The sequence below is a fragment of the Pseudomonas sp. MWU12-3103b genome, from assembly GCF_023100615.1.
In the GTDB taxonomy this organism is placed as follows: Bacteria; Pseudomonadota; Gammaproteobacteria; order Pseudomonadales; family Pseudomonadaceae; genus Aquipseudomonas; species Aquipseudomonas putida_A.
The window spans coordinates 114,652-139,970 of the sequence record NZ_JALMEY010000009.1 but is presented as its reverse complement, the minus strand read 5'-3'; the positions used below and the strand labels follow the sequence as shown (position 1 = coordinate 139,970).

At 61.3% G+C, this 25,319-nt stretch carries 20 protein-coding genes and 1 pseudogene; 19 read left to right on the top strand and 2 right to left on the bottom strand.

What is annotated here, in order from left to right:
* Nucleotides 1-185: 185 nt before the first annotated feature.
* The 5 genes from arnT (M0808_RS15680) to M0808_RS15660 all read left to right on the top strand — a co-directional run bounded on the left by arnT (M0808_RS15680) (nucleotide 186) and on the right by M0808_RS15660 (nucleotide 7,275).
* Complete coding sequence (arnT, locus tag M0808_RS15680) at nucleotides 186-1,907, top strand: lipid IV(A) 4-amino-4-deoxy-L-arabinosyltransferase (RefSeq protein WP_247841789.1); 1,722 nt, start codon at nucleotides 186-188, stop codon at nucleotides 1,905-1,907.
* Complete coding sequence (locus M0808_RS15675) at nucleotides 1,904-3,421, top strand: glycosyltransferase family 39 protein (protein WP_247841788.1); 1,518 nt, start codon at nucleotides 1,904-1,906, stop codon at nucleotides 3,419-3,421. The genes arnT (M0808_RS15680) and M0808_RS15675 overlap by 4 nt, the downstream gene beginning before the upstream one ends.
* Nucleotides 3,422-3,607: 186 nt before the next feature.
* Entirely contained in the window at nucleotides 3,608-4,621 is a 1,014-nt protein-coding gene (locus M0808_RS15670) for an iron ABC transporter substrate-binding protein (protein ID WP_098963999.1), read from the top strand.
* A gap of 3 nt (nucleotides 4,622-4,624) precedes the next feature.
* On the top strand, nucleotides 4,625-6,220 hold the full coding sequence (locus M0808_RS15665; RefSeq protein WP_247841787.1) for an iron ABC transporter permease: 1,596 nt from the start codon (nucleotides 4,625-4,627) through the stop codon (nucleotides 6,218-6,220).
* Entirely contained in the window at nucleotides 6,217-7,275 is a 1,059-nt protein-coding gene (locus tag M0808_RS15660; RefSeq protein ID WP_247841786.1) for an ABC transporter ATP-binding protein, read from the top strand. The genes M0808_RS15665 and M0808_RS15660 overlap by 4 nt, the downstream gene beginning before the upstream one ends.
* On the opposite strand, the gene M0808_RS15655 is transcribed toward M0808_RS15660, so the two are convergent.
* Complete coding sequence (locus tag M0808_RS15655) at nucleotides 7,276-8,166, bottom strand: tyrosine-type recombinase/integrase (RefSeq protein WP_027611947.1); 891 nt, start codon at nucleotides 8,164-8,166, stop codon at nucleotides 7,276-7,278.
* 438 nt (nucleotides 8,167-8,604) lie between these two features.
* Between M0808_RS15655 and arnB the strand changes: the two genes are divergently transcribed.
* From arnB to M0808_RS15585, 14 genes and pseudogenes are all read left to right on the top strand, one after another.
* Entirely contained in the window at nucleotides 8,605-9,753 is a 1,149-nt protein-coding gene (gene arnB / locus M0808_RS15650; protein WP_247841785.1) for a UDP-4-amino-4-deoxy-L-arabinose aminotransferase, read from the top strand.
* Nucleotides 9,750-10,781: an undecaprenyl-phosphate 4-deoxy-4-formamido-L-arabinose transferase gene (arnC, locus tag M0808_RS15645; RefSeq protein ID WP_134786352.1), complete on the top strand. Its 1,032-nt coding sequence runs from the start codon at nucleotides 9,750-9,752 to the stop codon at nucleotides 10,779-10,781. Before arnB ends, arnC begins: the two co-directional genes overlap by 4 nt.
* Nucleotides 10,778-12,769 carry a bifunctional UDP-4-amino-4-deoxy-L-arabinose formyltransferase/UDP-glucuronic acid oxidase ArnA gene (gene arnA / locus M0808_RS15640; RefSeq protein ID WP_247841784.1) on the top strand — a complete coding sequence of 664 codons (1,992 nt, stop codon included), beginning with the start codon at nucleotides 10,778-10,780 and terminating at the stop codon, nucleotides 12,767-12,769. The genes arnC and arnA overlap by 4 nt, the downstream gene beginning before the upstream one ends.
* On the top strand, nucleotides 12,769-13,653 hold the full coding sequence (gene arnD, locus M0808_RS15635) for a 4-deoxy-4-formamido-L-arabinose-phosphoundecaprenol deformylase (RefSeq protein ID WP_098963996.1): 885 nt from the start codon (nucleotides 12,769-12,771) through the stop codon (nucleotides 13,651-13,653). Before arnA ends, arnD begins: the two co-directional genes overlap by 1 nt.
* On the top strand, nucleotides 13,650-15,299 hold the full coding sequence (gene arnT, locus M0808_RS15630; RefSeq protein ID WP_247841783.1) for a lipid IV(A) 4-amino-4-deoxy-L-arabinosyltransferase: 1,650 nt from the start codon (nucleotides 13,650-13,652) through the stop codon (nucleotides 15,297-15,299). Before arnD ends, arnT (M0808_RS15630) begins: the two co-directional genes overlap by 4 nt.
* Nucleotides 15,296-15,640, top strand: a complete 345-nt coding sequence (gene arnE / locus M0808_RS15625) for a 4-amino-4-deoxy-L-arabinose-phosphoundecaprenol flippase subunit ArnE (protein WP_027611953.1) — start codon at nucleotides 15,296-15,298, stop codon at nucleotides 15,638-15,640. Before arnT (M0808_RS15630) ends, arnE begins: the two co-directional genes overlap by 4 nt.
* A complete protein-coding gene (arnF, locus tag M0808_RS15620) occupies nucleotides 15,637-16,050 on the top strand; it encodes a 4-amino-4-deoxy-L-arabinose-phosphoundecaprenol flippase subunit ArnF (protein WP_223007468.1) in 414 nt (137 codons plus the stop codon). Before arnE ends, arnF begins: the two co-directional genes overlap by 4 nt.
* Nucleotides 16,047-17,407 (top strand): annotated as a pseudogene (locus M0808_RS15615) (UDP-glucose/GDP-mannose dehydrogenase family protein). The gene arnF and the pseudogene M0808_RS15615 overlap by 4 nt, the downstream one beginning before the upstream one ends.
* Before the next feature lie 15 nt (nucleotides 17,408-17,422).
* On the top strand, nucleotides 17,423-19,021 hold the full coding sequence (locus tag M0808_RS15610) for a glycosyltransferase family 39 protein (RefSeq protein WP_247841782.1): 1,599 nt from the start codon (nucleotides 17,423-17,425) through the stop codon (nucleotides 19,019-19,021).
* 72 nt (nucleotides 19,022-19,093) lie between these two features.
* The gene (locus M0808_RS15605) at nucleotides 19,094-19,612 is read left to right on the top strand and encodes a GNAT family N-acetyltransferase (RefSeq protein WP_247841781.1); all 519 of its coding nucleotides are present in this window, start codon (nucleotides 19,094-19,096) and stop codon (nucleotides 19,610-19,612) included.
* Nucleotides 19,613-19,818: 206 nt separating this feature from the next.
* Entirely contained in the window at nucleotides 19,819-20,997 is a 1,179-nt protein-coding gene (locus M0808_RS15600) for an MFS transporter (protein WP_247841780.1), read from the top strand.
* 154 nt (nucleotides 20,998-21,151) lie between these two features.
* Entirely contained in the window at nucleotides 21,152-21,841 is a 690-nt protein-coding gene (locus M0808_RS15595; RefSeq protein ID WP_247841779.1) for an HPP family protein, read from the top strand.
* Between the two features lie 253 nt (nucleotides 21,842-22,094).
* Nucleotides 22,095-23,201, top strand: coding sequence for an enoyl-CoA hydratase/isomerase family protein (locus M0808_RS15590; protein WP_247841778.1), 1,107 nt, complete (start codon nucleotides 22,095-22,097; stop codon nucleotides 23,199-23,201).
* Between the two features lie 3 nt (nucleotides 23,202-23,204).
* On the top strand, nucleotides 23,205-24,356 hold the full coding sequence (locus tag M0808_RS15585) for an acyl-CoA dehydrogenase family protein (protein WP_096796063.1): 1,152 nt from the start codon (nucleotides 23,205-23,207) through the stop codon (nucleotides 24,354-24,356).
* A 186-nt stretch (nucleotides 24,357-24,542) separates the two neighbouring features.
* Here the strand turns inward: M0808_RS15585 and M0808_RS15580 are convergent, their stop codons facing one another.
* Nucleotides 24,543-25,316 (bottom strand): enoyl-CoA hydratase, encoded by a 774-nt coding sequence (locus M0808_RS15580; RefSeq protein WP_007968973.1) that lies wholly within the window; start codon nucleotides 25,314-25,316, stop codon nucleotides 24,543-24,545.
* Between the last annotated feature and the right edge of the window lie 3 nt (nucleotides 25,317-25,319).

The window sequence follows — 25,319 nt, the reverse complement described above, 5'->3', positions numbered from 1 at the left end:
ATTTCATTTTAAAGCTTGTCTTCCCGAGGAGAACTTAAAGCTGGAAGCAGACCCGTTCTCTGAGTGCAGGACACGCCCATCGGCCGTGCTCGCCTCTGCATTCATTCAACCCAGTGCCGCGCCTGCTACGGAAATCGCCGGGCCGTCACTGAAACGCACACTTTGTACTGCACCAAGGTCCAGTCATGACGTCTGAGAACAAACCGCTGCACCATGCAGCGCTGAATTTGCCGCGCCTCCACCAGAGCTCCCTGATCGAACGCTTTGCGATACCCGGTCTCGTGCTGGCATTCGTGGTGTTTTATCTGCTGCCGCTGATGACTCACGGTCTGTGGATTCCCGATGAAACCCGTTATGGGCAGATCAGCCAGGAAATGCTGCAGAGCGGCAACTGGGTGGCGCCGCACTTCATGGGCATTCGCTACTTCGAAAAACCGATCGCCGGCTACTGGATGATCGCCATCGGCCAGGCGATTTTCGGTGAAAACCTGTTCGGCGTGCGCATCGCCTCGGCACTCAGCTCCGGGGTTAGCGTGTGGCTGGCCTACCTGCTGGCCCGGCGCCTGTGGAACAACCCGCGAATCAGCGCCGCGTGCGCCCTCCTTTATATGAGCTTCGGCCTGATCGCAGGACAAGCCGGCTATGCCAACCTCGATCCGCAGTTCACCTTGTGGGTCAACCTGAGTCTGGTGGCGATCTGGTTTGCCATCGACAGCAACACCCCGCGCGCGCGCCTGGGCGGCTGGGCTTTGTTGGGATTTGCCTGCGGCATGGGCCTGATGACCAAAGGTTTCCTCGCCCTGATGCTGCCGGTGCTGATCGCCCTGCCCTACATGATCTGGCAACGGCGCTTCGGTGAACTGGTGCGTTATGGACTGGTTGCCGTGGCGGTGGCCGCGCTGGTCAGCGTGCCATGGGCACTGGCCGTGCATGCGCGTGAACCGGATTTCTGGCGGTTCTTCTTCTGGCACGAACACATCCGCCGCTTCGCCGCCGGTGAAGACGCACAGCACGCACGACCATGGTGGTTCTACCTGCCGCTGCTGTTTGCGTCCACCTTGCCGTGGGCACTGCTGTTGCCTTCGACGCTGCTGCGTACCTGGCGCGAAAAGCGTGATCCGAAAATCGCCTTCCTCGCCTTGTGGTTCCTGCTGCCGCTGGCTTTTTTCAGCGCGAGCAGCGGCAAACTGCCGACTTACATCATGCCGTGCCTGCTGCCATTGGCTCTGTTGATGGGCTACACCGTGATGAACTGGATAGCTGACCAGAACGGTCGCGTCTTGCGCATCAACGGTGTGGTCAACGTAGTGCTGGCCATCGCCGCACTGATCGCGCTGATTTATCTGCAAGCGACCCGTGAAATTTACGAACACACCGAAATGTTCAGCCTGTCGCTGGGCTATATCGTGCTGCTCGGCTGGCTGATTGCCGGATCGCTGCAAGCCTTGCGCCCTCTGGCGCTGTGGGCGATGCCGGCGTTGGGCATCGGCCTGCTCGTCGCATTGCTGCCAGCGGCGATGCCGGCGACCATCGTCAACAGCAAGATGCCGGATCAGTTCATTGCCGAACATGAGCAGGAACTGAGCGAAACCAGCTCGTTGCTGAGTAACGACCTGGGAGCCGCTTCGGCATTGTCATGGCGTTTGCGCCGCCCGCAAGTCGACCTGTTCAACACCGTTGGCGAGCTCAAGTACGGCCTCGATGACCCGGCCATGGCGTCACGCAAGGTCAGCCTCGACGGCGTAGGCGAATGGATGACCGAAGCACGCAAAAAAGGCTCGGTGGGCGTGGTGATGCGCGTCAACAGCACCTCTGACGAGCAACAACTGGAGCTGTTGCCGATAGACGGCAAGCACTACCGCCGTGGCCAGATCGAAATCCTCATCTTCAGCCAGAGCCAGCCATGACCCAGACCAGGACTGAACGGAGGCAATTGCTGCTTCTGCTGGCGGCGACTGCCCTGCTGCTATTGCTCGGCCTGGGCAGTCGCGAGCTGTGGGGGCCGGAAACCCGCTGGGCCAACATCGCCTTGCAGATGCTGCAAAGCGGCGATTATTTCGACCCCTATCTCAAGGGCAGTCCTTATTACGACAAACCGCTGCTGTCGTACTGGCTGATCACCGCCACCTCGTGGTTCACCGGCGGACTGGGGCATTGGTCGTTGCGCCTGTCATCGGTGATTTCCGCGTGGTTCAGCGTGTGGCTGGTGTATCTGCTCGGCGAGCAACTGTTTCGCAAAGGCACCGGGCTGATCGCCGGCTGGATGCTGGCGACCACCTTCTATTTCGTGTTCTGGGCGCGAGTCGCCACCGCCGACATTCTCACCGTCTGCGGCGTGCTGGCGGCCATCTGGTGGTACTGGCGCGGCCCGGATGACACCCGGTTCTGGCGCTATGTGGTGTTTTTCGGCCTGCTGTCGCTGACCTCACTGTTCAAAGGCCTGATCGGTTTCATCCTGCCGGGGCTGGTGCTGCTGCCGCACCTGCTCAGTGAACACCGCTGGAAACGCCACCTGAACCTGCGACTGCTGGGTGCTCTGCTGATCGCCGGGGCGTTCTACATGACGCCGTTCCTGTTGTCTCACCTCTACGGTGCGCCCAACTACGAACAAAGCGGCCTCGGTCTGGTGCTGCGTGAAAACGTCGTGCGGTTTTTCCAGCCGTTCGATCAATTCGGACCGATTTACACCTACTTGATCTACCTGCCGGTCTACACCCTGCCATGGGCGCCGTGCTGGTTGATCGCCGTGTGGGTGGCCGCGCGCAACTGGAAGCACATCGAACCGGACACCCGCTGGCTGATTCAAGGGCTCGCGCTGCTGATGCTGTTCTTCACCGCCAGTGGCAGTCGCCGCAGCTACTACGTCTTGCCGCTGGTGCCCTTCGCGCAATTGCTGGGTGCCTGGTGGGTGACCCGGCGCATGGCCGCCCGCAACAGCGAAGGCCGTGGGCTGAAGATCGGCTTCGCTGTCACTACTGTGTTGCTCGCTGCGGTACTGGGTGTGCTTTACCCATGGACCAACAGCGGCGGCGGTGTCATCCGCTTCGGCGAGCAGGTTCGCGAACAGGCCAGTCAGCAGGCACCGTTGAATCAATGGCGCATGGTCATGATCGAGGTCGACAACAAAGTACCGATGTATCTGCAAACCGGTGGTGCACCGTTCTACTACGTGCCGGAAACGATCGAGGACTTCCCGCACAATGGCGACACCGCGACGCTGATCGCCTGGCTGGAAAGGACCAGCGGGGAACATTGGGATCCGCAACGCACGATCTTCGTGGCGCAATACCGTTCCGGTGACGCCGTGCCACTGGATGCGCTGAAGGCTGATCATCAGGTCATCACCACCACCCCGACCCGTGGCGAACAGGTATTCCACGGGCGCGCAGACCAGAGCGTGGCTTACATCCCCCACTCCTGAGCAATGACGTTAAGACAAAAGGAGAGAGTCGCGGTAAATTTGAATGGCAATGACAAGTATTAACGGCTTCTTTGACGTTTTTTTCTCATTTGCCACCCTACATTGCCGCGACTCGACACTTGCAAATCGTTCGCATTGTTTCCTGCGAGGGTTTGCTCATAACGTCTGAAAACAGGAGCTGCCCGAATGAATCCACGCTTTCCATCCTTCTTCAAGCGCGCATTGCTGGCCACTGCGTTGCTCGGCACCGGGCAGGCTTTTGCCGCCGATTCGGTGGGTCTGGTGGTCTATAACGCGCAGCATGAAACGCTGACCAAGGCCTGGGTCGCCGGCTTCACCGAGGAAACCGGCATTCCGGTGACCATTCGCAACGGCGATGACACCGAGATGGGCAACCAGCTCGTGCAGGAAGGCGCCGCCTCGCCGGCAGACGTATTCCTCACCGAGAACTCCCCGGCGATGGTGCTGGTGGACAACGCCAAACTGTTCGCCCCGTTGGCGCCGACAACCCTTGAGCAAGTCGATTCCGCCTACCGTCCGGCCCACGGCAATTGGGTCGGCATCGCCGCCCGCTCCACCGTGTTCGTCTACAACCCAAGCAAACTGACTGAAAAGGACTTGCCCAAATCCCTGCTCGACCTCGCCACCCCGGCCTGGAAAGGCCGTTGGGCCGCCTCCCCGGCTGGCGCGGACTTCCAGGCGATCGTCGCCGCCGTCCTGCAACAGAAAGGTGAAGCTGCCACGCTGGAATGGCTCAAGGGCATGAAGACCAACGCCACGATCTATCGCGGCAACAGTGCGGTGCTCAAAGCGGTGAACGCCGGACAGATCGACAGCGGCGTGATCTATCACTATTACAGCTTCGTTGATCAGTCCAAGACCGGCGAAAACAGCAAAAACACCAAGCTGTACTACTTCAAACATCAGGATCCGGGCGCGTTCGTCAGCACTTCCGGCGCCGGCGTGCTGGCCTCGAGCAAGCATCAGGATGAAGCGCAGAAGTTCGTCAAATACATCACCAGCAAGGAAGGTCAGGAAGTTCTCGAAACCGGCACCTCCTTCGAATACGCCGTGGGTAAAGACGCGCCGTCCAATCCGAAGCTGACCCCGCTGAAAACCCTCGACGCGCCGAAAGTCGATGCGTCGACCCTCGACAGCAAAAAAGCCGTCGAGCTGATGACCCAGGCCGGATTGCTCTAAGTGATGCCCGAAACCTTGCCTGCACCGGCCGTTGCGACGGCCGCCGCCAGCCTCCTTCACCCGCCCCGCACGCTGGGCGGGCGTGGCAGTTCGTGGGTGGTGAGCTCGGCGGTGCTGGTGTCATTGCTGTCACTGCTGCCGATTGCGTTCGTGATCGGCGTGGCGTGGTACACCGGTTGGGCAACCATCGAAGCCCTGATCTTTCGCCCGCGGGTCGGCGAATTGCTGATCAACACCGTGCTGCTGGTGCTGATCACCCTGCCGCTGTGCATCCTGCTCGGAACCACCCTGGCCTGGCTGACCGAACGCAGCAATCTGCCCGGCCGACGCTTGTGGTCAGTGCTGGCGGTCGCACCGCTGGCCGTGCCGGCGTTCGTCCACAGTTATGCGTGGGTCAGCCTGATTCCGTCGATCCACGGTCTGCCGGCCGGTGTGCTGGTGTCGGTGATCGCCTATTTCCCGTTTCTGTATTTGCCGATTGCCGCGACCTTGCGCCGTCTCGATCCGGCGATTGAAGACGTCGCGCAATCCTTGGGACTCAAGCCGTGGGCGGTGTTCTTTCGGGTGGTGTTGCCGCAATTGCGCTTGGCAATCTGCGGTGGCGCGTTGTTGGTCGGTCTGCATTTGCTGGCCGAGTACGGCTTGTACGCGATGATCCGTTTCGACACCTTCACCACGGCGATCTTCGATCAGTTCAAATCGACGTTTAACGGCCCGGCGGCCAACATGCTCGCTGGCGTTCTGGCGCTGTGCTGTCTGGCGATGCTCACCGCCGAATCTGCCGCCCGTGGCAACGCCCGCTACGCGCGAGTCGGTTCCGGCAGCGCCCGGGATCAGCGCAGCGTGCAACTGGGCCGAGGCGTGACAACCCTGGCTTTATTGCTGCAAACCTTGACCTGCCTGCTGGCACTCGGTGTGCCGTTGCTCACGCTGGGCCGCTGGCTGGTGGCCGGTGGTGTGCAGGTCTGGGAAGGCGACGAACTTTTGCCGGCCTTGCTGCAGACCTTGTCGTACGGCGTGGCCGGCGCATTGCTGACCAGTGTTGCGGCGATTCCCATCGCATGGCTGTCGATCCGCTCGCCGGGCAAACTGCAGCGCTTGCTGGAAGGCTGCAACTACATCACCAGCTCCCTGCCCGGCATTGTCGTCGCGCTGGCGTTGGTCACTGTGACCATCCATTTCGCCCGGCCGATCTACCAGACCACCATCACCGTGCTGCTGGCTTATCTGCTGATGTTCTTGCCGCGAGCACTGGTCAGCCTGCGCGCCGGTTTCGCACAGGCCCCGGTCGAGCTGGAAAACATCGCGCAAAGCCTTGGCCGCTCGCCGATACGCGCATTGTGGCTGATCACCGTACGCCTGGCAGCTCCCGGCGCGGCGGCAGGTGCGGCGCTGGTGTTTCTGGCAATCACCAATGAGCTGACCGCAACCCTGCTGCTGGCGCCCAACGGCACACGCACCCTCGCCACCGGTTTCTGGGCGATGACCAGCGAAATCGATTACGCCGCCGCAGCGCCGTATGCGCTGCTGATGATCCTGCTTTCCCTGCCGCTGACGGCCATCCTCTATCACCAATCCAGGCGTACCGCTGGCCGATGAACGCTCTCGAACTGCACAACCTCAGTAAAACCTTCGGCGCGCAAAAGGCGCTCGACGACGTCAGCCTCAACGTGCCGACCGGCAGCCGCACAGTGATCGTCGGCCCCTCCGGTTCCGGCAAGACCACGCTGTTGCGAATGATCGCCGGCTTCGAGTTTCCCGACAGCGGCAGCATTACGCTCAACGGCCAGACGCTGGTCGACCGCAGCCACGCAGTGCCGGCCTATCAACGGCAGATCGGCTACGTCCCGCAGGACGGCGCGTTGTTCCCGCACATGACGGTGGCGGCGAACATCGGTTTCGGCCTGGCCCTGACCGGTGCGGCCCGCACCCAGCGCATCCTTGAGTTGATGGACAGCGTCGCCCTCGACGCCAACATGGCCAACCGTTGGCCCCACGAATTGTCCGGTGGCCAGCAACAGCGGGTCTCGCTGGCCCGTGCACTGGCGCAACAGCCACGGCTGATGCTGCTCGACGAGCCGTTCTCCGCCCTCGACACCGGTTTGCGCAGTGCCATGCGCAAAATGGTCGCGCGCCTGCTCGAAGACGCTGGCGTCACCACCATTCTGGTGACTCACGATCAGAGCGAAGCGTTGTCGTTTGCCGATCAATTGGCGGTGATGCGCAGCGGCCGGCTGGTGCAGTCCGGGCATCCGATGGATCTCTACCGCTATCCGCAGGATGAACAGACCGCGCACTTTCTCGGCGAAGCGGTGGTCCTGCCCGCGCGAATCGAGGCGGGTTGGGCGCATTGCGATCTGGGTCAGGTGGCGGTGAACAGCAACGGTTTCAGCGGCACCGCACAGATCATGCTGCGCCCCGAGCAATTGCAGATCGCCGAAGGGGCGTCTGACGGTCAAAGCTGCCCTGCGCTGGTCACCGACCGCGATTTTGCCGGCAACACCTGCACCCTGACCGTTGAACTGAGCTCATCCGCGACTCAGGATCCGCCCCGTTCGATTCTGGTGCGCAGCTCCGGCATGCACGCGCCGCCCGCCGGCAGCGCGGTGCAGCTGTCGGTACTCGGTGCGGCGCATGTGTTTGGCCTGAGCTGATCAGAGATCGAAGCGATCCACCGCCCGCCGCCGCTCGTTGTCATCGCGCACATCGTAGTTGGCGGTGGTCTGGATGTTGCTGTGATGCGCCAGTTTCTGCGCGATCGACAGGTCGTGCTCTTCGATCACCCGAGTGATGAACGAGCGACGGAAATCGTGGGGCATGATCTTCACCCCGACCTGCGTGCCGCGCTGACGGGCGATGTAATAGATCGCGTGCTTGGTGATGCGCTCGCGGGTGATATGGCTGCCGCGGCGAATACGGTTGAACAGGAAGGCATCGTCGCTCTCGCCTTCCTTGAGCTGCGAGCGGCGCAGTTCGAGCCATGCATCGAGCTTGCTGAAAGCCCATGCCGGCGCGTACTTGATCAACTGCTTGTTGCCCTTGGCGGTGACGCACAGGCTGCGCTCGCTGAAGTCGACCTGATTCAGGTCCAGGTCCACCGATTCCGACTTGCGCATGCCGGTGCCGTACAGCAACGCGATGATTGCCGCATCACGCAGGCCCTGCGGGCGTGGGTCGGCGGCGCAGACTTCCATCAATTCGTGAATCAGCGTGCGCTTGAGATTGCGCCCCTGAGACAGCCGCGTGCCGGCGATGCCCTTGACCGAGCGCATCTTCAACAGATGTTCCTGGCTGATCAGACTCATGCGCCAGGCCTCATTCATCACCCCGCGCACCGCATTCACATACAACGAAGAAGTGTTCGGTGCGTAGTTGTCCGCCCGTAATGCAGCGACCAGCGCTACAACATCTTCCGGTTGCAAGGCATGCCAGGGAATCTCTTCGACATTCATGTCTTCAAAGCCCAGGCGATCGGCCGCATCTTGCAGCACATAGCGCATGGTCAGTTGGCTGGAGGGCGCCAAACGCGCGAGGTACAGGCTCATCGGGTTGGTTTTTGGAGCGTCGGGGGTTGCAGCAACTAAATCAATCAAACGTTAAACCTTGAGTAAAAAACGTACAGCACTACAACAACTAACAAATGCAATGTACTTGAAGTAAAGAAGGTACTTGAGCGGCACTGTCCGACAAAAAACTGCGATGGACGGCAGAAGCCTGAACAGCGGCTGTATAAGTGACAGATAAACGATTCGCCAACCGGTTTTTCATGTTCCTTTCACAAAAACCGGCATAACCTTAATTCCCATAGGTTCGGTAGTGGCTATGCCCCAACCTGCCGGGCAAATCGTGAAAAGTCAATCAATCCCCGACGTCATGCTTTTTTTGCCAAGTTATTGATGCAGGAGCGCTTTTCTGCGTCTACGCTGTGGTTGGATCCAACAGTTGCGTGAGTCCATCCTTTTATTTTTTGCAATGAGGTGCCCATGAGTCAGGCGTTTCTCCCCTTCTCCCGCCCAAGTATTGGCGATGAGGAAATTGCCGCTGTCGAGCAGGTGTTGCGCTCGGGCTGGATCACCACGGGGCCGAAAAACCAGGCACTCGAAGAGCAGTTTGCGCAGTACGTGGGTTGCAAGCACGCAGTGGCCTTGTCTTCGGCCACCGGCGGCATGCACATCACGCTGCTGGCCCTGGGCATCGGCCCGGGCGACGAAGTCATCACCCCGTCGCAGACCTGGGTTTCGACCGCCAACATGATCTCCCTGCTGGGCGCCAAACCGGTGTTTGTCGATGTCGACCGCGACACGCTGATGACCGACGCTGCGCGCATCGAAGCGGCCATCACCCCGCGAACCAAGGCAATCATTCCGGTGCACTACGCCGGCGCTGCGTTCGATCTTGATCCGCTGTACGCCCTGGCCGACAAGCACGGCATCCCGGTCATCGAAGACGCCGCCCACGCCGCCGGCACCCGCTACAAGGGGCGCCACGTCGGTTCGCAAGGCACGGCGATCTTCTCGTTCCATGCGATCAAGAACATGACCTGTGCCGAAGGTGCGATGTTCGTCACCGACGACGAAGTGCTCGCCAGCCGCGTGCGCATGCTCAAATTCCACGGCCTGGGCGTTGACGCCTATGACCGTCTGACCGGTGGCCGCAAGCCGCAGGCGCAAGTGATGGAACCGGGCTTCAAGTACAACCTGGCCGACATCAACGCCGCGATTGCCCTGGTGCAGCTGCAACGTCTGGACGAAATCAACGCCCGGCGCACCGAACTGGCCACCAGCTACCTGCAAAAATTCGAAGGCCTGCCGGTGCAACCGCTGGCCCTGCCCGCCTATGCCCAGCAACACGCCTGGCACCTGTTCATCCTGCGCATCGACAGCGAGCGTTGCGGCATGGATCGCGAAGCCTTCATGAAGGCGTTGCAGGATCAGGGCATCGGCACCGGTATCCATTTCATCGCCACCCACCTGCACACCTGGTATCGCCAGCGTGACCCCGACCTGTACCTGCCAAACACCGAATGGAACTCGGCGCGGCTGTGCTCGATTCCGCTGTTCCCCGACATGACCGGTCAAGACCTTGACCGGGTGGTCGGTGCCATCGCACACATCATGGAAAAACGCCTGTGAAACCTTATCCAATCCGTAGCGTGTCGATCGTCATCCCGGTCTACAACGAACAGGAAAGTCTGCCCGAGCTGCTGCGTCGTACCGAGGCGGCCTGCCGCCAACTGAATCACGATTTCGAAATCGTGCTGGTCGACGACGGCAGCCGCGACGAATCGGCGAACATGCTCGAAGAAGCCGCCGGGCGTGAAAACAGCCCGTTCGTGGCGGTCATTCTCAACCGCAACTATGGTCAGCACGCCGCGATCATGGCCGGTTTCGAACAGTGCAAGGGCGACGTGGTGATCACCCTCGATGCCGACCTGCAGAACCCGCCGGAGGAAATCCCCCGGCTGGTGGCCGAAGCCGAAAAAGGTTACGACGTGGTCGGCACCGTGCGCGGCAATCGTCAGGACTCGGCGCTGCGACGTTATCCTTCGAAGCTGATCAACCTGGCCGTGCAACGCTCCACCGGCGTCGCCATGAGCGACTACGGCTGCATGCTGCGCGCCTACCGCCGCACCATCATCGACGCCATGCTCGCCTGCCGCGAACGCAGCACGTTCATCCCGATCCTGGCCAACAGCTTCGCCCGTCACACCACCGAAATCGTCGTGGCCCACGCCGAGCGTGAACACGGCGACTCGAAATACAGCCCGATGCGCCTGATCAACCTGATGTTCGATCTGGTCACCTGCATGACCACCACCCCGCTGCGTCTGTTGAGCATCGTCGGCTTCGCCATGGCCGGATTGGGCGTGCTGTTCGCGATTGCGTTGATTGTCTTGCGTCTGGCCTTCGGTGCCGGTTGGGCCGGTGACGGTACCTTCGTGCTGTTCGCCGTACTGTTCGTGTTCACCGGTGGTCAGTTCATCGGCATGGGGCTGCTGGGTGAATACCTCGGCCGCATGTACAGCGATGTGCGCGCCCGTCCACGTTTCTTCATCGAAAAGGTGTTGCGCAGCCAGCCGGCCGATCCGGCCCCTGCCGTCACCGTTGATGGTCTTTCTTCTACCGCTACTTCTTCCACTTCCGATCAGGTTCTCTCATGAGTGCAAAAACTGTTGTCTTCGCCTACCACGATATTGGCTGCGCCGGCATTGAAGCCCTGCTCAACAGCGGCTTTGACATTGCAGCAGTGTTCACTCACGCCGATGATCCGAAAGAAAACGCGTTCTATGCGTCGGTTGCCCAGCTGTGCGCCAACAAAGGCATCCCGGTCCACGCCCCGGAAGACGCCAACCACCCACTGTGGATCGAGCGCATCGCCAAGCTGGACCCGGAGTACATTTTCTCCTTCTACTACCGCAACCTGCTGAGCGAACCACTGCTGGCCCTGGCCAAAAAAAGCGCGTTCAACCTGCACGGTTCGCTGCTGCCACGCTATCGCGGCCGCGCTCCGGCGAACTGGGTGCTGGTCAACGGCGAAACCGAAACCGGCGTTACCCTGCACCGCATGGTCAAGCGCGCTGATGCCGGCGCCATCGTTGCCCAGCAGCGCGTTGCCATCGAGCGCAGTGATACCGGCCTGACCCTGCACGCCAAACTGCGCACCGCCGCCAGCGACCTGCTGCGCGACACCCTGCCGAACATGCTGCAAGGCAAGATCACTGAAACCCCGCAAGACGAATCGAAAGCCACCGTGTTCGGTCGCCGCACCCCAGCGGACGGCAAACTGGTCTGGGCCAAACCGGCAGAAGAACTGTTCAACCTGGTGCGCGCCGTCACCCGTCCTTACCCGGGCGCCTTCTGCGCTGTGGGCGAACACAAACTGATCGTCTGGAGCGCTGAAGTCGTCAAGGGCAACGAAGGCCAGGCGCCAGGCCGCGTGATCAGCGTCGATCCGCTGCGCATTGCCTGCGGTCAAGACTCGCTGGTGATCAACGCCGGTCAGCGCAACGACAACGGCCTGTACCTCAGCGGGCCGCAACTGGCCAACGAACTGGGTCTGGTCGATGGCTCGCTGCTGCGCGGTGCCGAATCCGGTCGTGCGCCACGTCGTACTCGCGTACTGATCCTGGGCGTCAACGGTTTCATCGGTAACCACCTGTCCGAGCGCCTGCTGCGTGACGACCGCTACGAAGTCTACGGTCTGGACATCGGCTCCGACGCCATCGAGCGTCTGCGCAGCCACCCGAACTTCCACTTCGTCGAAGGCGACATCAGCATTCACTCCGAGTGGATCGAGTACCACATCAAGAAGTGCGACGTGGTCCTGCCGCTGGTGGCCATCGCCACCCCGATCGAATACACCCGCAACCCACTGCGCGTATTCGAGCTCGACTTCGAAGAAAACCTGAAACTGGTTCGCTACTGCGTCAAGTACAACAAGCGCGTGATTTTCCCGTCGACTTCGGAAGTCTATGGCATGTGCCAGGACAAGAACTTCGACGAAGACAGCTCGAACCTGATCGTCGGCCCGATCAACAAGCAGCGCTGGATCTACTCGGTCTCCAAACAACTGCTGGACCGCGTGATCTGGGCTTACGGCGCCAAGGGCCTGAACTTCACCCTGTTCCGTCCGTTCAACTGGATGGGCCCGCGTCTGGACCGTCTGGATTCGGCGCGTATCGGCAGCTCCCGCGCCATCACCCAGTTGATCCTCAACCTGGTGGAAGGTACGCCGATCCGTCTGTTCGACGGTGGCGAGCAGAAGCGTTGCTTCACTGACATCGCTGACGGCGTTGAAGCCCTGGCGCGGATCATCGACAACGACAACGATGTCTGCAACGGCCAGATCATCAACATCGGCAACCCGGACAACGAAGCCAGCATCCGTCAGTTGGGCGAAGAGCTGCTGCGTCAGTTCGAAGCGCACCCGCTGCGTCACAACTTCCCTCCGTTCGCCGGTTTCCGCGACGTGGAAAGCAAGGCGTTCTACGGTGCCGGTTACCAGGACGTGGAACACCGCAAGCCAAGCATCGCCAACGCCAAGCGCCTGCTGAACTGGGAGCCGACCGTGGAAATGCGCGAGACCATCGGCAACACCCTGGACTTCTTCCTGCGTGAAGCCATGCTCGAAATCGCGGACAAGAAGTAATGCAGGCAGGTCTTCGTATCGATGTCGACACCTACCGTGGCACCCGTGAAGGTGTGCCGCGGTTGCTGGAGATGCTCGACGAGGCGCAGGTCAAGGCAACGTTTTTCTTCAGTGTCGGCCCGGACAACATGGGTCGGCATCTGTGGCGCCTGATCCGCCCGCAGTTCCTCTGGAAAATGCTGCGCTCCAACGCTGCCGGCCTCTACGGCTGGGACATTTTGCTGGCCGGCACTGCCTGGCCCGGCAAACCGATTGGCCGTGATCTCGGGCACCTGATGCGTCAGGCCCGGGACGCCGGTCACGAAGTCGGCCTGCACGCCTGGGATCACCATGGCTGGCAGGCCAACGCCGGGCGCTGGAGCGACGCGCAACTGATCGAACAGATCCGGCGCGGCGTCGACACCTTGAGCGACATCCTCGGCGAAAAGATCCAGTGTTCGGCCGCCGCCGGTTGGCGTGCGGACGAGCGCGTGATCGAGGCCAAGCAGACCTTCGGCTTTCGCTATAACAGCGATTGCCGCGGGCAGAGCCTGTTCCGTCCGCTGCTGGCGGACGGTTCGCTGGGCACTCCGCAGATTCCGGTGGACCTGCCGACCTTCGACGAAGTCGTCGGCCCGCACGTGGCGGCGAAGGACTTCAACGCCTTCATCCTCGACCGGTTCCAGGCGCAAGCACTCAACGTCTACACCATTCATGCCGAAGTAGAAGGGATTCTGATGGCTCAGGACTTTCGTCAATTGCTGGCCGATGCACGCCAGCGCAACATTGACTTCAAACCCTTGGGCGACTTGTTGCCCGAGTTTTTCAACACCCTGCCCGTGGGCCGCGTGCAACGCGGTGTGCTCGAAGGCCGTGAAGGCTGGCTGGGAGTGCAAGGCGCATGACCAGACGCTGGGCACTGCCGCTGTTGGTCGGCCTCTGTCTGCTGGCCTATCTGTTGCCGTTGAGCACCCATGGCCTGTGGATCCCCGACGAAACCCGCTACGCACAGATCAGCCAGGACATGCTGCTCAGTGGCAACTGGGTGTCGCCACATTTCATGGGCCTGCGGTATTTCGAGAAACCGATTGCCGGCTACTGGATGATCGCCATCGGCCAGGAATTGTTCGGACAGAACCTGTTCGGCGTGCGCTTCGCGTCGGCACTCAGCACGGCGTTGAGTGTGCTGCTGGCCTACCTGGTCGCGCGCCGGTTGTGGAACGATCCGCGCAAGAGCTTCGTCTGCGCCCTGCTCTATATGAGCTTCACCGTCGTCGCCGGTCAGGCCGGTTACGCCAACCTCGATCCGCAATTCACCTTCTGGGTCAACCTGAGTCTGGTGGCGCTGTGGTTTGCGCTCGACAGCAAAAGCACCGGGCACCGTCTGGGTGCCTGGGCGGTGCTGGGGCTGGCCTGCGGCATGGGTTTCATGACCAAGGGCTTTCTTGCCTGGTTGCTGCCGGTACTGATCGCGTTGCCGTGGATGCTTTGGCAAAAACGCTGGCGTGAACTACTGGTGTTCGGTCCGGTGGCGATCGCCATCGCGATCATCGTCAGCTTGCCGTGGGCGCTGGCGGTGCACGCACAGGAACCGGATTACTGGCGGTTCTTCTTCTGGCACGAACACATCCGCCGCTTTGCCGGTGACGATGCGCAGCACGATGCACCGTGGTGGTTCTACCTGCCGCTGCTGGTGGCATTCAGTCTGCCGTGGGTTGGCCTGTTGCCGACCGCGTTCAAGCAAGCCTGGCAAACCCGGGCCCAGCCGAACATGGTCTTTCTGTTGTTGTGGTTGTGGCTGCCGCTGGGCTTTTTCAGCCTGAGCAACGGCAAGCTGCCGACCTACATTCTGCCGTGCCTGTTGCCATTGGCACTGCTGCTGGGCAATGCGCTGGCTGATCGCTTGCGTCTGGAACAAGGTCGGGCGCTGGGGATCAACGGTCTGCTGAACCTACTGCTGGGTGTGGTCACGCTGATCGCACTGGTTTACCTGCAACTGAACAAACCGGTGTACGACCACGAACTGCACAGCCTGGTGCTGGTGTTCATCGCCCTGATCGGCTGGATCATCGCCAACCTGGCGCAAGCGTTCCTGCCGCTGCAGTGCTGGGCGGCGCCGGCGCTGGGCAGCCTGTTGCTGGCGGGAATCCTGCCGGCGGCGTTGCCCAAGTCGGTGGTGGCCAACAAAACTCCGGATCAGTTCATCCGGCATCACGTCACTGAACTGTCCGGCGCTACGCATCTGCTGAGCAACGATCTGGGCGCGGCGGCGGCACTGGCCTGGCGCATGAAACAACCGGAGGTCGCGCTGTACAACACGGTCGGCGAACTCAAGTACGGTCTTTCCTACCCGGAAGGCGCTGAACGCCGACTCACCAAGGACAACGTTCAACAATGGGTACGTGAAGCGCGCCGCAGCGGATCGGTCGGTGTGCTGATGCGCGTCAAGGGCCAGGACGAGCTCGAAGAGCTGGACCTGCTGCCCAAGGACGGTACCCGTTATGAGTCGGGCAATCTGGTGATCATGGTGCTGCCCAAGGATCCGTCATGAGCTGGTTGCTGTTACTGACAGCGTGTCTGCTGACCTGCCTGGGGCAAGTCGCGCAGAAATTCGCCGTGGAGAGCTGGCGCGGCGTTGATTCGTCCTGGGCCGACAAACTGCGTTCGCCATGGTTGTGGCTGGCGCTGTTTGCTCTCGGCAGTGGGCTACTGGTCTGGCTGCTAGTGTTGCAACGTCTTGAAGTGGGCATCGCTTACCCAATGCTCAGCCTCAACTTCGTGCTGATCACCCTGATTGCCCGCTTCGTCTTTCGCGAGCCCATCGACCGCCAGCATTGGCTGGGCGTGGCGCTGGTGATCGGCGGCGTGGTTTTGCTGGGGCAACAGTCATGAACCAGGCGCGTGGAATCGGATTTGCTCTGGGCAGCGTAATGCTGGTCAGTGGCGCCCAACTGGGCATGCGCTGGAGCATGACGCGCCTGCCGCAACCGGAACAATGGCTGACGGCGCTGAGCGCCGGCAGTGTCGATCTGTCGGCACTGGCCGTGGTGGTGGCGGCGATTTTCGCCTACGCCCTGTCGATGCTCTGCTGGCTCGCGGCATTGCGCGATCTGCCGTTGGGCCGGGCTTATTCACTATTGAGCATCAGCTACGCGCTGGTGTACCTGCTGGCGGCCAGTCTGCCGCTGTTCAACGAATCGTTCAGTTTCACTAAATCGCTGGGCGTGGCACTGGTCATGCTCGGGGTCATCACTATTAACACTCGTCCGTCTCGTGCGCCCGAATTCAGGAGTGCTCCATGAAAATCACAGTATTTGGTAGCGGTTATGTTGGCCTGGTGCAGGCCGCCGTGTTGGCCGAAGTCGGTCACGACGTCGTGTGCATGGACATCGATCAGAAGAAAGTCGAACTGCTGCGCCAGGGTCACGTCAGCATCTTCGAACCGGGTCTGTCGAGCCTGGTGCGCGAAGGCCTGGACTCCGGCCGCCTGCATTTCACTTCCGATGAAAAACTCGCCGTACAACACGGTCGCGTCGCGTTCATCGCCGTCGGTACACCGTCCAGCGAAGACGGCTCGGCCGATCTGAAATACGTGCTGTCGGTAGGTGACGCCGTGGCGCGCCACCGTGAGCAGCCGCTGATTCTGGTGGAGAAATCCACCGTGCCGGTCGGCACCGGCGACACCCTGCGTGCGCACATTCAGGCCGCACTGGACAAGGCCGGTCGTGAACTGCAGTTCGATATCGTCTCCAACCCGGAATTCCTCAAGGAAGGTTCGGCGGTGTCCGACTGCCGTCGTCCGGACCGCATCGTCATCGGCTGCGAAGGTGACGAAGTGCAAGATGTGATGCGCGACCTGTACTCGCCGTTCAACCGCAACCATGACCGCATCATGTTCATGGACCTGCGCAGCGCCGAGCTGACCAAATACGCCGCCAACTGCATGCTGGCGACCAAGATCAGCTTCATCAACCAGATCGCCGAACTGGCCGAACACCTGGGCGCCGACATCGAGTCGGTCCGTCAGGGCATCGGTGCCGACACGCGTATCGGTTACCACTTCATCTACCCGGGCTGCGGTTACGGCGGTTCGTGCTTCCCGAAAGACATGCGCGCGCTGATCCACAGTGCCGAACAGGCGCATTGCTCCAGCGACCTGCTGCAAGCGGTCGAAGCGATCAACGAGCGGCAGAAGCACAAGCTGTTCGACCGCATCAATGCGTTCTACAAAGGTGATCTGCGCGGCAAGACCTTCGCCCTGTGGGGCCTGGCGTTCAAGCCAAACACCGACGACATGCGCGACGCGCCGAGCCGTGTCCTGCTCGATTCGTTGTTCGCCGCTGGCGCCAGCGTTCGCGCGTTCGACCCGGAAGCGATGCAGGAAACCCAGCATCTGTATCCGAACGAAGAAAAACTGATGCTGATGGGCACTCCGGAATCGGTGCTGGCGGGTTCCGATGCGTTGATCATCTGCACCGAATGGCAGCAGTTCAAGGCGCCGGACTTCGACCTGATCGAGCAACGCCTGAAAGCCCCGGTGATCTTCGACGGCCGCAACCTGTACGACGCCGAGCGTCTGGCGCGCAACGGCTTCAAGTACTTCCCGATCGGCCGTGGTGACTCGCGCAAACTGCCGATGCCGCTGCAGCAGTGGCCTAACACTGCGGACGTCGCTTGATCACGTTGTCGCCTGTCATCCGCCGGCAGTCCCTGATCGCAGGGCTGCTGGCACTGCTGTTGTTTATCGCCGGGGTTTACGGACAGGCTCCCATTGGCTTCGATTCACGGTTCGTACTGTTTGCCCAGGAAATGTTGCGACACGGGCCAACGGTATTCCCGACCACTTACGGTCAACCTTACGCGGACTATTCGGCGCTCTCGACGCTGTTCATCTGGTTGTTGTCGTTGCCCTTTGGCGCGGTCAACACCCTAACAGCATGGCTGCCGAGCGCGATTGCCGGCGGCGTGATCGTGACGTTGATGTATCGCTTGCTGGCGGTGCATTCGCAGCGCTGGGCGCTGATCAGTATTGCGCTGCTGATGCTCACCAGCACCTTTGTCACCGAAGTGCGCGCGGTGTCGCAAGACCTGATGCTCGCCGCCGTGGCGCTGTCGGTGTTTTACCTGGGCTACGCGCACGACCACTTCGGCTCGCGCCGGCGCTGGCCGCTGATCTTTGTCCTGTTGTTGCTGGGCTTCGGGATTCGCGGGCCAATCGGCCTGGTGGTGCCGACCGGCATGCTTTGCAGTTACTACCTGCTCGACCGTGAGTGGAAAAGCCTCTTCGTGTTCGGCGTGATCGCTTCTGTGTTGCTCGCAGCGTGCGTCGGCCTGCTGCTGTGGCTGGCCCGACTCAGTGGTGGCGAAGCGTTCCTGCAGGACGTGATCCGCATGCAGTTCATGGGGCGCATGGACGGCAGTGAAGGCGTCAGCGGTTCGCTGTATTACTTCACCAGCTCCATGGGCAACTACGCACTGGCGTATCCGCTGGCGATCCTGGCGTTGGCCGCGACCTGGCTGAGCAAACCGCATCAGCGCGGGCCGGCCTTGCGTCTGGTGCAATACTGTGCGGCCGCCGGGCTGATCGTCATGGTCGGTCTGTCGATTCCACAGGCGAAGAAGGCGCGTTACCTGCTGCCGATGTTGCCGATGGCGGCGATCATCGCGGCGTACCCGTTTCAGGTGCTGCACGGGCGAGTGTTCCGCGTATTGCGCGGGGTGATTCAAGGTATCTGGCTGGTGACGCCGGGACTGTTGATGGTGGCCCTGCTGGTCGCCAGGCGTCGCTTTCCCGAGCAGCTCGACGGCATCACTCTGGTGCTGATCGTACTCGGCGTTCTGCAATTGCTCGCACTGTCGCGCCTGTTGATGCCGCGCCGGCGGGCCGAAGTGTTGGCGCTGTGCTCGGTATTGGCCTTGTGGACCGTATATGCCGCGGTGTTCGAACCGGTGGAGCGACGTCTGTACGACACGCAGGCCTTCAGTCGTGCTGCCTTCGCGCAGGTGCAGCAGAACCCGGCCCCGCTGGTGCTGCACGGCATGGGCAAAGACGCCAAGGCGATCAAGTTCATGGTCAACGTCGAGCATGATTTGCAACCGCAGTTCACCGAAACGGTGCAGCAACTCGAAGCCCTCAAAGCCCCGGCCTGGCTGATGATGGACAGCAAGGACCTGCAATCGCTACAGGGCACCCCGCTGGCCGGCTTGCAACCGGTGGTCACGGGCAGTTTCGACAAGAACGATTACGTGCTGCTGTACCTGAAGCCCTTGTAGACCTTGTCGAAGGCTGCGATCTTCTGATTTTGGATCGCAGCCAGCGACAGCGCCTACAGGGATTTCTTGACCATGAGTTTTGTTGTACGCCGGGCGCGGCAGAATGATGCCGCCGCCCTCCCCGCCATCGAACGCTCGGCAGCCGAGCTGTTTCGCACAGATCCAACCCTCACCTGGCTTGCCGACACCGACGTGGCCAGCGCCGCGCAACATCGTCAAGCCATCGACAATGCCCACGTCTGGGTCGCCGAAACCACCTCGGCGCAACTCGCAGGGTTTATCCGCGCGCTGGATTTCGACAACTTGCTGCACATTGAAGAACTGTCGGTCAGCCTCGCGTTTCAGGGACAAGGCGTGGGCCGTCAACTGGTGTTGACTGCGATCGAACATGCCCGCCATGAGCAAATGCGCGCCGTGACCCTGACCACGTTTCGCGACGTGCCGTGGAATGCGCCGTTTTATCAGCGGATGGGGTTTGTGGAAGTCGAACCCGGTGAGCACGAAGCGCATTTGCTCGATGCTCTGCAGAAAGAAATCGAGCATGGCTTTGCCGCCGAGCGACGCTGCGCCATGCACCTGCCCCTCTATTGATAACACTGCAAATCCCCTCTGTGGGAGCGGGCTTGCTCGCGAAGGCAGTATGTCTGCTAATAAATATGCTGAATGTGCCGGCCCCTTCGCGAGCAAGCCCGCTCCCACAAGGGGATTTGCGGTGTGTCAGGTTGACCGCTGAGCGGGACCCGGTGAGGATGGCAAGGCTCACCCGCGCATTCTGAAATAAGGACATTGATCTCCTCGTGGCCACCTACTCCCGCCTGATCCGCCGACTGATGATCACCTCGCTGAGCATCGTCATCAGCCGTGCCCTGATCAGCCCGCTGCTGACCCTGTTCCTCAGCAACAAACTGGGCCTCAACCCGCAGGACGTCGGTCTGCTGTTGGGCATCGCCGTGTTCAGTGCCACGCTGTTGTCGCTGTACGGCGGCTACATCATTGATCGCCTCGACAAGCGTCAGCTGTTGATCCTGACCATGCTTTCCAGCGGTGTCGGCCTGATGCTGCTGACCTTCGCGCAGAATCTGTACCTGGTCACGCTGGTGCTGATCATCAGTGAAACGGCGTCGGCGCTGTTCCTGATCTGTTCCAAAGCGATGCTCAGTGAAAACCTGCCGGTCGGCCAGCGGGTCAAGGCGTTTTCGCTGAACTACACGCTGACCAACATTGGCTACGCCGTCGGCCCGATGATCGGCGTGGTAATTGCTGGGGTTCAGCCTTCAGCGCCGTTTATCGTCGCGGGGCTGATTGCCGCTGGCAGCGTTTTTCTGCTGCTGGGCGTGTCCCGCGAGGCCAGTCCGCTGTCGCAGGCCAGCCCACCACAGAGTTTCCTGAACACCCTGATCATCCTGAAAAACGATCGCACGATGATCCTGTTTACCCTCGGTTGCTTGCTCAGCACCCTGGTTCACGGGCGCTTCACCCTGTACCTGTCGCAGTATCTGCTGGTGACCCACACGCAGCAGCAGACCCTCGATACCATGGCTGCCTTGCTCGCCTGCAACGCGATCACGGTGATTCTGCTGCAATACCAGATCGGCCGCTTCCTCAAGCGTGAGCACCTGCGGTTCTGGATTGCCGGCGGCACCGCGTTGTTCATCGTCGGCCTGATCGGTTTCAGCATGGCCAACAGTCTGGTCGGCTGGTGCGTGGCGATGTTCATCTTCACCCTCGGCGAGATGATCATCTATCCGGCGGATTTCCTCTTCGTCGACACCCTCGCTCCCGAAGAGCTGCGCGGCAGTTACTACGGCGCACAGAATCTCGCGGCACTGGGCGGTGCGCTGAGTCCGCTGATGTGCGGGTTTCTGCTGATGCACACGCCGGCGCCGAGCATGTTCTACGCCCTGAGCGCTCTGGCGGGGCTGGGTGGGTATTTGTGTTTTGTCAGCGGACGCCGCGTGGCGATAATTCAAAAATAATGCACTGAAGCAGCATTTATATGAATTTGTCAGCATCGACTTTGCACGGCACACTGTGCGCGTTCCTCCCCCAATAGTTGGAACGCTTCGAGGACTTTCCGAAACGGACAAGTCCTTTTTTTTGCCCCGAATTTACTGCAAGGACCCGATTCACATGCTCGTTCGCTGGTTGCCCGCCGCCATCAACACCCGCCCCACCGAATGGAGCCGCGCCGCAATCGGCATGGCGCTGGGCACCTTGTTCAGCGTCTGGGCGTGCAGTCAGGTGTTCGGCATCGAGGTCGCGTACCACCTGATCGGGCCGTTGGGCGCCTCGGCCGTGTTGCTGTTTGCCGTGTCTTCCGGCGCACTCGCGCAACCCTGGTCGATCATCGGCGGCTACCTGTGCGCCAGCGTGGTCGCGCTGCTGGTGGCCCACGTCCTCGGTCGCACCTTGGGGAGCGCCTGCCTGGCGGCGGGCATGGCGCTGATCCTGATGTGCTGGCTGCGTTGCCTGCATCCGCCGGCCGGCGCACTGGCGCTGACGCTGGTACTGGCCGATCCGGCCACCATCGCCATGGACTGGAAAGCCATGGAACCGGTGATGCTCGCCGCCGCGTGCATGCTGCTCAGCGCGCTGGCCTACAACAACCTGACGCGCATCCGCTATCCGAAACGCCCGGCCGAGCCAGCGCCGGCACTGGTGCCGGTGGATAGCCAGGCCATTACCGCTGAGGATTTGAAACTGGCACTGGCCGACATGGAAGCGTTTATCGACGTCACCCCTGAAGACCTCGAACAATTGATTCATGCCAGCGAGCTGCACGCCAAACGCCGCAGCATCGGCGAAGTCTTCACCCGATAACCACCGCATCATTGTGGCGAGGGAGCTTGCTCCCGCTCGGCTGCGCAGCAGTCGTAAACCCGTGGTGTCGGGCCGCTTCGCAACCCGGCGGGAGCAAGCTCCCTCGCCACAAAGGCAATCCTCAACCTGCTGCAAAAACGCAAACTCCCCCTGCACATATCCCGGTTGTACACGGCAAATTTGCACTGTTACGATCCGTCAACGCTCGCGCGCGAGCTTCTCGAATAAAGACAATAAAAGCAGGGAGTTAGTGATGACTGCTCAGGCTTCATCCCCGCGGACGCCGTCCATGGATGCCACGCCAGACGAAGTGCTGGCCGAGGTTCGCAATCACATCGGTCACCTGACCCTCAACCGCCCCGCCGGTCTCAACGCCATCACCCTCGACATGGTTCGTCAGTTGCAGCAGCAACTCGATGCCTGGGCAACTGACGCCAGCGTGCACGCCGTGGTGCTGCGCGGTGCCGGTGAGAAGGCGTTCTGCGCCGGTGGCGATATCCGTTCGCTGTACGACAGTTTCAAAAGCGGCGACACGCTGCACGAAGATTTCTTTGTCGAGGAATACGCCCTCGACCTGACGCTACATCACTACCGCAAACCGGTGCTGGCCTTGATGGACGGTTTCGTCCTCGGCGGCGGCATGGGCCTGGTCCAAGGTGCCGATCTGCGGGTGGTCACCGAAAAGAGCCGGCTGGCGATGCCGGAAGTGGCGATCGGTTATTTCCCCGATGTCGGCGGCAGCTATTTCCTCTCGCGGATTCCCGGTGAACTGGGGATCTATCTGGGCGTCAGCGGCGTGCAGATTCGCGCGGCCGATGCGTTGTACTGCGGGCTGTCCGACTGGTTTGTCGACAGCAGCAAATTGCCGAGCCTCGACGAACAACTCGATCTTCTGGAATGGCGCGACACGCCGCTCAAGGATCTGCAGGGCCTGCTGGCGAAAAACGGCGTGCAAACCCTGGCCGATGCGCCGCTGGAGAAACTGCGCCCGGCCATCGACCACTTCTTCGCCCTGCCGGACGTGCCGAGCATTGTCGAGCAACTGCGCGCAGTCACCGTCGCCGACAGCCACGATTGGGCGACGAGCACCGCTGACCTGCTGCAGACCCGCTCGCCACTGGCGATGGCCGTGACCCTGGAGATGCTCCGGCGCGGTCGGCACTTGAGCCTGGAACACTGTTTCGCCCTCGAACTGCATCTGGATCGTCAGTGGTTCGAACGCGGCGACCTGATCGAGGGCGTACGCGCCCTGCTGATCGACAAAGACAAGACCCCACGCTGGAACCCGCCGACCCTCGTTGCGCTGGACGCCGGGCATGTCGCGAGTTTCTTCCACGGTTTTACTGAGAGCGGGAGCTGAGCCATGCACGATCTCGAACTGACTGAAGAACAAGTGATGATCCGCGACATGGCCCGGGACTTCGCCCGTGGTGAAATCGCGCCCCATGCGCAAGCCTGGGAAAAGGCCGGCTGGATCGACGACGCTCTGGTGGCGAAGATGGGCGAACTCGGTTTGCTCGGCATGGTGGTGCCCGAGGAATGGGGCGGCACTTACGTCGATTACGTGGCCTACGCCTTGGCGGTGGAAGAAATCTCTGCCGGCGATGGCGCGACCGGCGCGTTCATGAGCATCCACAACTCGGTGGGCTGCGGGCCGGTGATGAATTACGGCAGCGAAGAACAGAAAAAGACCTGGCTGGCGGATCTCGCCAGTGGCCAGACGATTGGCTGCTTCTGCCTCACCGAACCGCAGGCCGGCTCCGAAGCGCACAACCTTCGCACCCGCGCCGAACTGCGGGACGGCCAGTGGGTGATCAACGGCGCCAAGCAATTCGTCAGCAATGGCAAACGGGCGAAACTGGCAATCGTGTTTGCGGTGACCGATCCGGATCTGGGCAAGAAAGGCATTTCCGCGTTCCTCGTACCGACCGATACCCCGGGTTTCATCGTCGATCGCACCGAACACAAAATGGGGATTCGCGCCTCCGACACCTGCGCGGTGACCCTGAACAACTGCAGCATTCCCGAGGCCAATCTGCTCGGCGAGCGCGGCAAGGGTCTGGCGATTGCCCTGTCCAACCTCGAAGGCGGCCGCATCGGCATTGCTGCGCAAGCCTTGGGCATCGCTCGGGCGGCGTTTGAGGCGGCGCTGGTGTATTCCCGCGATCGCATCCAGTTCGGCAAGCCGATCAACGAACACCAGAGCATCGCCAACCTGCTGGCCGACATGCACATGCAAATCAACGCGGCGCGCTTGATGATCCTGCACGCGGCGCGCCTGCGCACGGCGGGCAAACCGTGCCTGTCGGAGGCCTCACAGGCCAAACTGTTCGCCTCGGAAATGGCCGAAAAGGTCTGCTCCTCGGCGATTCAGATTCATGGCGGGTATGGGTATCTGGAGGACTATCCGGTCGAGAAGTACTACCGCGATGCGCGGATTACCCAGATCTACGAGGGGTCGAGCGAGATTCAGCGGATGGTGATTGCGCGGGAGCTGAAGAACTACCAACTGTAAAAGCAAAAGATCGCAGCCTTCGGCAGCTCCTACAGGAAAACTGTGTAGGAGCTGCCGAAGGCTGCGATCTATTGATGTTGCCTCAAAAGCTTCGCGAGCAAGCTCGCTCCCACACTGGATTTGTGTACGACGCAGATCCAGTGTGGGAGCGGGCTTGCTCGCGAAGGCGTCAGTCAGGTCAGCGCATTATTTACCCTGAAACTCCGGCGCACGCTTGGCCACAAACGCCGCCATGCCTTCCTTCTGATCCTGGGTGGCAAACGCCGCATGGAACACCCGGCGCTCGAAGCGCACGCCTTCGGTCAGGTTGACCTCAAAGGCGCGGTTGACGCTTTCCTTGATCATCATCGCAATCGGCAACGACTTGCTGGCGATCACCGCGGCGACTTTCAACGCCTCGTCGAGCAGTTCATCACTCGGCACGATCCGCGCAACGATGCCGCAGCGTTCGGCTTCCACCGCATCGATCATCCGCCCGCTGAGGCACATTTCCATGGCCTTGGCTTTGCCCACGGCGCGGGTCAGGCGCTGGGTGCCGCCCATGCCCGGGAGCACGCCGAGGTTGATTTCCGGCTGACCGAATTTGGCGTTGTCACCGGCCAGGATGAAGTCGCACATCAGCGCCAGTTCGCAGCCGCCACCGAGGGCGAAACCGTTGACCGCAGCAATGATCGGCTTACGGCGGTTGGCCACACGGTCGCTGTCGCTGAACAGGTCATCCATGTAAATCTGCGGGTAGGTCAGCTCGGCCATTTCCTTGATGTCGGCGCCGGCGGCGAAGGCTTTCTTCGAACCGGTGATGACGATGCAACCGATGTTCGCATCCGCTTCCAGACCATCGAGGGCATGGTTCACTTCGCTGACCAGTTGCGCGTTCAAGGCGTTCAGCGCCTGTGGGCGGTTGAGGGTGATCAGGCCGACGCGGCCGTGGTTTTCCAGCAGAATCGTTTCGTAAGTCATGGG

Excerpts from the sequence above, each read along its gene's own strand:
- arnT (WP_247841789.1), top strand. The coding sequence starts at position 186 with ATGACGTCTGAGAACAAACCGCTGCACCATGCAGCGCTGAATTTGCCG.
- M0808_RS15675 (WP_247841788.1), top strand. The coding sequence starts at position 1,904 with ATGACCCAGACCAGGACTGAACGGAGGCAATTGCTGCTTCTGCTGGCG.
- M0808_RS15670 (WP_098963999.1), top strand. The coding sequence starts at position 3,608 with ATGAATCCACGCTTTCCATCCTTCTTCAAGCGCGCATTGCTGGCCACT.
- M0808_RS15665 (WP_247841787.1), top strand. The coding sequence starts at position 4,625 with ATGCCCGAAACCTTGCCTGCACCGGCCGTTGCGACGGCCGCCGCCAGC.
- M0808_RS15660 (WP_247841786.1), top strand. The coding sequence starts at position 6,217 with ATGAACGCTCTCGAACTGCACAACCTCAGTAAAACCTTCGGCGCGCAA.
- M0808_RS15655 (WP_027611947.1), bottom strand. The coding sequence starts at position 8,166 with ATGAGCCTGTACCTCGCGCGTTTGGCGCCCTCCAGCCAACTGACCATG.
- arnB (WP_247841785.1), top strand. The coding sequence starts at position 8,605 with ATGAGTCAGGCGTTTCTCCCCTTCTCCCGCCCAAGTATTGGCGATGAG.
- arnA (WP_247841784.1), top strand. The coding sequence starts at position 10,778 with ATGAGTGCAAAAACTGTTGTCTTCGCCTACCACGATATTGGCTGCGCC.
- arnD (WP_098963996.1), top strand. The coding sequence starts at position 12,769 with ATGCAGGCAGGTCTTCGTATCGATGTCGACACCTACCGTGGCACCCGT.
- arnT (WP_247841783.1), top strand. The coding sequence starts at position 13,650 with ATGACCAGACGCTGGGCACTGCCGCTGTTGGTCGGCCTCTGTCTGCTG.
- arnE (WP_027611953.1), top strand. The coding sequence starts at position 15,296 with ATGAGCTGGTTGCTGTTACTGACAGCGTGTCTGCTGACCTGCCTGGGG.
- arnF (WP_223007468.1), top strand. The coding sequence starts at position 15,637 with ATGAACCAGGCGCGTGGAATCGGATTTGCTCTGGGCAGCGTAATGCTG.
- M0808_RS15605 (WP_247841781.1), top strand. The coding sequence starts at position 19,094 with ATGAGTTTTGTTGTACGCCGGGCGCGGCAGAATGATGCCGCCGCCCTC.
- M0808_RS15595 (WP_247841779.1), top strand. The coding sequence starts at position 21,152 with ATGCTCGTTCGCTGGTTGCCCGCCGCCATCAACACCCGCCCCACCGAA.
- M0808_RS15590 (WP_247841778.1), top strand. The coding sequence starts at position 22,095 with ATGACTGCTCAGGCTTCATCCCCGCGGACGCCGTCCATGGATGCCACG.
- M0808_RS15585 (WP_096796063.1), top strand. The coding sequence starts at position 23,205 with ATGCACGATCTCGAACTGACTGAAGAACAAGTGATGATCCGCGACATG.
- M0808_RS15580 (WP_007968973.1), bottom strand. The coding sequence starts at position 25,316 with ATGACTTACGAAACGATTCTGCTGGAAAACCACGGCCGCGTCGGCCTG.